General features: G+C 50.7%; 8 protein-coding genes. All 8 read right to left on the minus strand.

Features of this window, described 5'->3' with window-relative positions; all coding sequences use genetic code 11:
- Positions 1 to 59: 59 nt before the first annotated feature.
- The 8 genes from OGY62_RS15090 to OGY62_RS15125 all read right to left on the minus strand — a co-directional run bounded on the left by OGY62_RS15090 (position 60) and on the right by OGY62_RS15125 (position 8903).
- Positions 60 to 998 (minus strand): choline kinase family protein, encoded by a 939-nt coding sequence (locus OGY62_RS15090; RefSeq protein ID WP_064291140.1) that lies wholly within the window; start codon positions 996 to 998, stop codon positions 60 to 62.
- The gene (locus OGY62_RS15095) at positions 995 to 1930 is read right to left on the minus strand and encodes a phosphotransferase (RefSeq protein WP_286460239.1); all 936 of its coding nucleotides are present in this window, start codon (positions 1928 to 1930) and stop codon (positions 995 to 997) included. The genes OGY62_RS15090 and OGY62_RS15095 overlap by 4 nt, the downstream gene beginning before the upstream one ends.
- Entirely contained in the window at positions 1924 to 3174 is a 1251-nt protein-coding gene (locus tag OGY62_RS15100) for a Zn-dependent hydrolase (RefSeq protein ID WP_286460240.1), read from the minus strand. The genes OGY62_RS15095 and OGY62_RS15100 overlap by 7 nt, the downstream gene beginning before the upstream one ends.
- A complete protein-coding gene (locus OGY62_RS15105) occupies positions 3146 to 3943 on the minus strand; it encodes a DeoR/GlpR family DNA-binding transcription regulator (protein ID WP_286460241.1) in 798 nt (265 codons plus the stop codon). Before OGY62_RS15105 ends, OGY62_RS15100 begins: the two co-directional genes overlap by 29 nt.
- Before the next feature lie 85 nt (positions 3944 to 4028).
- Positions 4029 to 5459 carry an amidase gene (locus OGY62_RS15110; protein WP_286460242.1) on the minus strand — a complete coding sequence of 477 codons (1431 nt, stop codon included), beginning with the start codon at positions 5457 to 5459 and terminating at the stop codon, positions 4029 to 4031.
- A 627-nt stretch (positions 5460 to 6086) separates the two neighbouring features.
- A complete protein-coding gene (gene allD, locus OGY62_RS15115; RefSeq protein WP_286460243.1) occupies positions 6087 to 7133 on the minus strand; it encodes an ureidoglycolate dehydrogenase in 1047 nt (348 codons plus the stop codon).
- Positions 7134 to 7311: 178 nt separating this feature from the next.
- Complete coding sequence (locus tag OGY62_RS15120; RefSeq protein WP_286460244.1) at positions 7312 to 7494, minus strand: hypothetical protein; 183 nt, start codon at positions 7492 to 7494, stop codon at positions 7312 to 7314.
- Between the two features lie 207 nt (positions 7495 to 7701).
- A protein-coding gene (locus OGY62_RS15125; protein WP_096913407.1) for an IS3 family transposase occupies positions 7702 to 8903 on the minus strand; the annotation gives its coding sequence in 2 pieces (ribosomal slippage) (positions 7702 to 8588 and positions 8588 to 8903; 1203 coding nt in all).
- Between the last annotated feature and the right edge of the window lie 90 nt (positions 8904 to 8993).

The raw sequence follows: 8993 nt of genomic DNA on the forward strand, positions 1-8993 counted from the left end.
TAATCCTGTTATGTCATTAAATAATGACAACGATAATGTAGGATAAAGAAGGATTATTATTATAAAGCGCGTAACCAGTTCTCCCAGTCTGGATGATTTAACACGCTCCGCGCGCGTAAATTTTTCCAGGCGCCGTATTTAGAAAAATCAAAATCAATATCGGCAACATGATGCTGAATGATCGCCCAGGTAGACCATTTCATATCGGCAAGATATTTATGTACCTGCACACGTGCAAATAATTTATTATCTGTTTTACCAAAATAGTCTTCCAGTAATTCTTGTTCGATCTGCGGTGTGAAAAACATTTCACCAAACCAGAGCGCTAATTCATAACAGCGATCATTATTTGAGGCATATTCAAAATCAACCAGTCGAATATCTCCCCTTTCATTAAGCATAAAATTACCGGCCAGTGTATCGTTCATACAGGGCACCAAATCAAGCCCTGAGGATTCGAGCGCCTGTTGTGCGCGTCTTGCTTGTTTATGCAACCAGTCCGCATCAGCAGAGAAGGGGACCTGAAGTGCATTAACCTGTTCAATATGTTCATTCAACATATCGAATATGGTTTTCTTCTGTTTCAGGAGAGGTTGATCGTTAAAACTTTTCAGTCCCTGCAGGGCACGATGACGTATCTCGGGTTGCTGAAAGTCAAGATTTGAAGAAGCACGCCAGCCATCAATAAACTGAAATACCTCCACACCCAGCTCCCGCAGATAAGCCACCACGGGAACGCCATAGCCCGTTTGTGCTGCTTTCAGACTGGCTTCATGAGCCGTGTCACGATCAATAAAACGTTCAGTCCCTTCGCCGGGGACCTTAACGAAATAATCGCAGGGTGCACCTTCCACTTCAACCCGCCAGTTGGTGTTGGAAATTCCACCACTCACGGGCCGATAGTGTATCTCTCTGTCCTGCCATTCGGACATGGCTAAAATGGCCTGTTCGACACGTTTTTCCTGCAAGCTTTGTGCTTCTCCGGGTCTTTTACTCATTTTGCTTTCTCCGCGGTGAGGGTTAACCAGCGTTCAAAACGAGGATCGCTGGCACTTTGACGACAACGCAGCTGCATCCATTGTCCCAGTTTGGAAAATTCCAGATTGCGTAAACTGGTCATACCATTAAATATGCCCCACAGTGACCAGTGATAATCATCGACCAGCGCGTAGAGACGACACCGTGCCACATCGGCTTCGCTACAATGGCCACGCCAGGTCCGGATAGCATCCCGCCAGCGGTCATCTGTCGGCAGTTGTTCATGGAGCAGAGTGGCAATGTCATGCCAGGCATCGCCCTGCGCGGCATAATCGAAATCGAGTAATCGCCATTCACCTTTGCTGTTAATCATCCAGTTACTGGCGACGTTGTCACCATGGAGCAGGACCGGATCAAAGGGGACTGCATTCAGTGCCTGCCAGGCAAGGTCGGCACATTCTCCGAGCCAGTACATTTCATCCGGCAGTTTGAGCCCTCGTCCGGTCACTTGCTGACGCAAATTCAGCATGTCCTGCTGGCGCCGGTGTGGTGGCAGAGGAGAGCGTGCCTGGTGCAGTTTATCCAGGGTACGGGTCAGCGAAATGAAATTACGCGGATCGCGAAGCTCATCCAGTCTGGCCCAGCGATAATCGTCATCCAGAGCGGCAAAAATCAGGACTCCCGCCTCCATGTCGGCATGGCATAATGCAGGTGCTATACCCAGCTCACCGGCCTGAAAGCTGATCCCGGCGCTCCGCGGTATATCAATCAGCGCGTTCTGGTCATCAAATAACACTTTGGCGTAATAGTGCTGACCGTCAGCTTTGAGATGAAATCCGGCCCATTCAGTGGCTAAACGATGTGGTGATGCCACACCGGCCGTGCCTGGCTGAATATCGAAATGCCGTGAAGGCTCCCAGCGCATCAGGGCCGTTTCAAGACGCGTTAACATACGTCCTCCTTCACAGAGCAACAGAATTCACCTAACAAAGCCATCAGCAGATCAAGACCGTGATACATATCCTCCTCAGAAGTAAACTCGCGTTCATTATGAGAAAGGCCATCGGTACTGGGTACAAACAACAGAGCACTGGGACAGTGATAGCTCATACTGATGGCATCATGCCCCGCGACCGAACGTAGCGGTATCGCTCCCAGCCCCAGCTTTTCTGCCTGGGTTAATGCCATTTGACTCAGTCCGGCGTTCAGCTGCTGACGAGGGCGATACTGAACATGCTCAAGACAGACATCCGTGGATGTCATCGTGGCAATCGTTTGCATCTGCAGGCAGAAATTGTCACGCAATTCTTTTAACAGTCCTTCATCAGCAGAACGAAACTCAATAAACAACGTGGCTTCGCTGGTCACGACATTGGGGGAGTTAGGGGTGGTTTCCAGGCGTCCTACTGAGGTATGCAGCACAGTACCATAACGGTCGGCTTCGGTACGAACAGCAACAATCGTATGGGCCGCCGCAAGCAAAGCATCACGACGACGATTCATCAATGCCGGTCCCGTATGATTCTGTTCCCCACGGAACGTTACCCGCCATTTGAGTGCCGCCCAGGTTTCCGTCACCACGCCAATCTGCTTCTGTTGTTGTTCAAGATGAGGACCTTGTTCAACATGAAGCTCAAAGTACGCTGTTACCGGTAACGTGGGAAAAGCCTTGCCACTGTAGCCAATGTCCTGCAAGGCGTTTTTCAGGGTAATACCGTCTCCGTCCTGACAGGCCAGGGCATGTTCCAGGGACAGGACACCGGTGAATACAGAACTGCCGGTCAGACTGGGTTGAAAACGGGCCCCCTCTTCATTGGTCCAGTTAACCACCGCCAGATTATATTGTGACTGATGAGGACGCTCACGGAGTTGTCTTGCCAGGGACGAAATCGTTACTGCAGCGCCGATCACACCGTATGCGCCGTCAAAGCGACCACCAAATGGCTGACTGTCGAGGTGTGAGCCACACAGAAGCCATGGCGCCCCTTCTTTCAGCATCATCAGGCCAAAAATATTGCCAATTTCATCAATCTGAACACGAAACCCCTGCTGAATCAGCCAGGTGCAAAAAGCGTCCCGCATCTGCTTATCCGCACCGGAAGCGGTCAGGCGATGAAGTCCCCCGTCAGGGGTTGCTCCAATACTGCTGCTCAGGGCGAACAGCGTGTCAAAAGACTGATAGTCTTGTAATGTCATCCGCGGCATTTCCGGGATAGAGGATATTGACATGTTCATTCTCCAGACTTGCTACAAAATCTGCTGATGGCAGAGCATTAGTCACTAATGTGTTGACCGCGCTGAACGGCAACGTTTTCACATAGGTACGCAATCCGAATTTTCCCTCATCCGCCAGTATCACGCTCTGCCGGCAGTGCGTGCTTAGCACGCGCCGTAATAACGCTTCCGGTTCTTCGTAATCCATAAAACCGTTTTCACGGTCAACAGCACCTATGCCCATAAAGGCGATGTCATAGTGAAACTGTCTGGCGAACTCCAGCGTATGGGGGCCAATCAGTGCGTTATCGATTCGCCGGACGCGCCCTGGTGTCAGCGTCACAGCATTTTCACTTTGCTGCGTCAGCAGCACCGCAATATCCATTGAATTAGTAATGATTTTTAATCCTGAAAAACGTTTCAGTTGCTGTGCCAGTGCCAGTGTTGAAGTTCCTGTATCAAGAAACAGCGCCATACCTTCTTCTATCAGTCCACTCGCCAGCTCCCCGATACGGATTTTGGCGCGGGGTTTAATACGACTGCGGATCTGCAATGGCTGCTCTTCACTTGCTACCGGCAGGATCGCTCCACCATGTACCCGACGCAGCACACCGCGTTCTTCCAGGTACCTGAGATCACGACGAATTGTTTCTTCAGCGACCACAAATTTATCTGCCAGTTCCGACACGCGGACACGCTTCTCATGACTCAGGATTCGTTGTATTTCGTCGAGCCGTGGCTGATTGTTCATGCTTACCCTTTTGTATGAATGAAGACAACGGTAAGTATACCTGTAAGTTAACCTCTTTTTTGATATGTGTAATAGGATCATGACGTTATGAAATAATTTCCGGCCTCAGATGATCCCAGGGCATCAGAGTTTCAATCGCCGCGCAGAACTGCAACACATCGCCTTCTGCATAACGACGGCCAATAACCTGTAATCCCACCGGCAATCCTTCGGGAGTGAAGCCACAGGGTATGGTTGCGGCGGGATGACCACTGATGTTGAAAGGCCAGGTAAAGGGAGTCCATCGGGCCCACTCCACTCCGCTATTTCCCGCCGGCTGGTTATCTGGCACATGTTGACCAGCAGGAAAAGGTAATACAGGTAGCGTTGGGGTAATCAGCAGATCGACATTCTCAAACAATGCATGCACCTCGCAGGCGAATTCTGCACGTTGTTTTTGGGCCCTAAGGTAATCCGATAGTGTGAGGTGCTGTGCTCGCTCAATTAACGCTGCGAACCCCGGATCGAGACGGTCCATGCTCTGGTGTAACGTAGCGCCATAAACCACTCCGCGCCCGCCACTCCATAACGTATCAAAGGTTTCGAAGGGGGATGGCCATGTCAGTGGTTGCACAGACAACGCAACCGATGGCAGACAGGAAATACGCTCTACCGCCTTTCCAACACATGCAGCAATTCGTTCATCAACCGGTGTATCAAATAAGGTCGGGCTGTAATGTACGCGCACGGGAGGTAAAGGTTGTGCACAACGTTCCAGCCAGGACTCCGTTTTCGCCGGAAGCGCCTGATGATCGCGGACGTCCGGACCTGAGAGCAGGTCATACAGAAATGCGCTGTCACGCACTGTGCGCGTCATCGGTCCGGCATGGCTGAGCATCTCTGTTGCTGACCACGGCCAGGTAGGAATACGACCCAGCGAGGCTTTAAGTGCAAAGATCCCACAGAATGCCCCGGGAATACGTACCGAACCACCGCCATCGGAACCTAATGCGGCCGGAACCATACGCGCAGCCACACTAATTGCTGAACCTGAGCTGGAACCCCCACTGGTTAATTCCGGATCCCATGGATTACGCCCATGACCAAAGACACGTGAATAACCTGAGCCAGTCCAGCCAAACTCAGTTGTCGCTGTTTTGCCAATAATGATGGCTCCAGCGGATTTCAGTCGCGAAATAATCGGCGCATCATCGTCAGGAACATTGTTCAGTGACGTAAGGGAACCTCTGGTTGTACGCAAGCCTGCCGTGGAGAACAGGTCTTTGACACCAAATGGGACACCATGTAATGGTCCTCTGTGCTTGCCTTGCCGATGTTCCCGATCACAGAGGACTGCCTGTTCCAATGCCTGCTGGTAATAAACATCGCCAAAAGCATTCAATGTGGGATTGTGGCTTTTAATCTGTTGCAGACATTGTTCGATCAATGCTTCTGATGTGCGCTCACCTTCACGAATCTGTCTGGCCGCGTTTAATACATCAGGCATTTCCGGGCTGTAATCAAGGTGTGCAGTCATGTTTACACTCTGTTGTCGGAGATCAGCATGCAATGATATTGACAACAGTTTTATGGCAAATCAATGTTGGCTTTTCTGTTGCAAATGTTGGATATGTGGTTTTATAAGAAAAGTTGATGAACAAGGAATGCTTCAGGCACCAGAGAGGTCGAAGAGTCGGTGAGTTTAATTTCCAGTAACTGTCTATAGTTAGCCGCTGCAACAGGAAGGGTTTTTTTGATGGAAGTGTAAAATTTTAGAAAGAGGAGATATGCAGTTTTACGGATTTTGTGATAATAAATTCGTCTGATTGACGAATGGTGAAGTCTATTCTGTCAAGGTATAGGGTGTACACCATAGAGAGAAAGCCCTCCCGGGTACCCTCAGTCTGTCGAATATCATCACCGATAGTCCTTCAACGGACCTGTCGTCATACTACCTTATTTTGTTGTGATATAGCCCATTAAGGGCACCTGCAGCGGCTTCCGATGACGATTCGAATGCCTCACGGGATGGCGTCTGTTTGCCGTTTAGCTGTGACTCTGTGACGAGGAGTGCTGACTGTACGAAGGGGAATATTATGGAGGGATCTGTCGCGACGTTGAGTGCGCGCCGTATCCTCCTTCCGTCTGTCGATATAAACCGGGTCTACCTGACAAAGGGATCCTTTTTGTCGGAAGAGTTTATCCAGACCCGATCGGATACCAGGTAGTGATAGACCTCATCGATAATATCAATACCGTCTTTGTCGGTTCGTACCTGTTCGATATCCGCAATCTCCCCTGGATACATCACACGCTCCACCCCTTCAGCCGGACGAATATGGTTTAGTTCATCCATAACCTTCTGCACATTCTGTAAAAACTGTTCCGGATCGCCAAAAAAAGCCGGGTTGATGACGATGTTCATTTGTCCCAAATTCCGGCCCTGGCTAAGATCGGCATACATAGAACTGACGCTGCGGCCAAAGGGAAGCCCGAGCAGCACGCCTGACAGCATATCAACCATCATCATCAAACCATAGCCTTTCGGCCCGGATATGGGCATCAACCCGCAGACGTCATGGGGACTGGTCGTCGGCTTACCTTGTGAGTCTACAGCCCAGCTGTCGGGAATATTTTCGTTCCGCGAACGCATATCGAGAATTTTCCCCCATGCCTGCACCGAGGTCGCCATATCGAAGCTCATGATCTTCTCCTGGCCAGGAACGGAGAAAGAAATGGGGTTGGTTCCATAATAAATTTCTGCACCGCCGTAAGGCACGACCATCGGGTCTGACTGGCACATAGCAAGTCCAATCATTCCCGCTTCTGCCGCCATTTGCGTGAAATAAGAGAGTGCGCCGCTGTGGCTCATTTTTTTAATGCCAACGACCGCAATGCCGTTTTCCCGGGCAATATGAATAGCGGACTGCATCGCCTGTTTTGCTAACACCATGCCCGGCCCGTTGTCGCCATGAAGGATCGCGCTGCAGGGACCGGTGTGTTCCATGTTGATGTCCGGGCATGTGGTTATCCCGCCTTTGTGTATGCGTTCTGCATAATATTCCACGCGAATGGCGCCGTGAGAATGTATGCCTCTTGACTCAGCAAACACCAGAACATCAGCCATGACATCCGCATCGTCTTCGGATAAACCTGCCAGTTGCAGCTTTTCCGAAATGAGAGTGTGCAGAGTCGCCTTATCAATATTCATCACAATGCCCTTAATACAATACCTTCAATCCCCCCCTTCATCGCAGGCAAAACCTGTGATGAAGGGGGGCGAAAAACTGGAGCGTTCTTATTTCCAGAATTTATGTCATACCGTACAACTACGTCCTGGAGAAAAATTATCGCCTCCGGTAAAACACCGACGAGCTATTTAGCGCTTATCAGAAATTATCTCTGTTAACATCTTTATATAACAGATAACTCGCCGTCGACCAGCCGGTTGCGTAAAAGAACTGCGGGCAATAGGGGGCCATATAGATAAAGTCATCCTGCCAGCATTCATGCCAGTCATGTTGTAAAAGGTACATCCCCTGTCCTTCGAGCATATAAAGTCCATGCTCCATGACATGCGTCTCCACCATCGGGAAATAGTTTCCGGGTTCGAAGCTTAATATATTGACATGAAAATCAAAGGCCAGATCGTTTTCCGGGAGCAGATGTTGCCAGGTACGGCCCTGGGTATGCTTGTTAACTTTTTCGACGTTGTCCTTATGGCTAACAAAAGGGGCCGGGTGGATTGGCCCCTATATTTCCAGACACTTTTTATCGCTTTACCCATTACTGGTTCGCCGCCGCAGATATTCCCGTGGCGAACGATATCCCAGTGCACTGTGCGGATGCCATTCGTTGTAATGTTCGAAGGCCTCCGCAAGGTTCTTTGCCGCTGTTAACCCGTCAGGTTTTGGCATGATGCTGATGTAGTCGCGCTTCATCGTTTTCACGAAGCTCTCCGCCATTCCGTTGCTTTCTGGACTACGTACCGCCGTATGTTTTGGCTCCAGTCCTACCATTCTGGCGAACTGACGCGTCTGATGAGAACGGTAGGCTGAACCGTTGTCTGTCAGCCACTCAACGGGGGATGTCGGCAGCCTGTTACCGAAGCGACGCTCTACTGCACCCAGCATGACGTCCTGCACGGTTTCACTGTCATATCCACCGGTACTTGCCGCCCAGTGAAGTGCCTCGCGATCGCAACAGTCCAGTGCGAACGTGACCCGCAGTTTTTCACCGTTATCACAGCTGAACTCGAAGCCGTCGGAGCACCACCGCTGGTTACTTTCTCCAACGGCCACTTTCCCTCTATGCGCCCGCTTCGAGGGCGGTATTGCCGGTTTACGCTCAAGCAGCAGCGCATTCTGACGCATGATGCGGTATACGCGTTTGGCATTGATCACCGCCATGTCGTCAGTTTCTGATTGTCTGCGCAGCAGTGCCCATACACGACGATAACCATAGGTGGGCAGATCGTCGATAACGGTATGGATACGAGCCAGCGCTTCAGTATCATCAGGCTTGCGCTTGCACCGACGATCCTGCCAGCCCTTCGACCGACGGGCCATGGCATGCAGTTGCGCACGTGAGACCCGGAGGCAACGACTGACAAGGCTTATTCGCCATCCTCCGGCAACAAGGGCACGTGCGCTATCCACTTTTTTTGTCGGCCATATTCAACGGCTTCTTTCAGCAGCTCGTTTTCCATGGTTTTTTTGCCCAGCAGGCGCTGTAACTCTTTAATTTGCTTCATTGCAGATGCCAGCTCCGACGCGGGTACAACCTGTTCACCCGCGGCAACCGCAGTGAGACTGCCTTCCTGATATTGCTTACGCCACAGGAACAGCTGACTGGCAGCAACGCCATGCTGACGGGCGACCAGCGACACGGTCATTCCGGGCTCAAAGCTCTGCTGAACAATGGCGATTTTTTCCTGAACGCTGCGCCGTCTGCGCTTCTCTGGACCTAGAACATCAATCATTCGGACTCCAACGACTAGTCTAAAACTAGTATTAAGACTATCACTAATTTAAGTGATACCAACTGTCTGGAGATTCATGGGGCCAGTCTA

Source organism: Citrobacter sp. CK198, from assembly GCF_030333295.1.
Classification (GTDB): domain Bacteria; phylum Pseudomonadota; class Gammaproteobacteria; order Enterobacterales; family Enterobacteriaceae; genus Citrobacter_B; species Citrobacter_B koseri.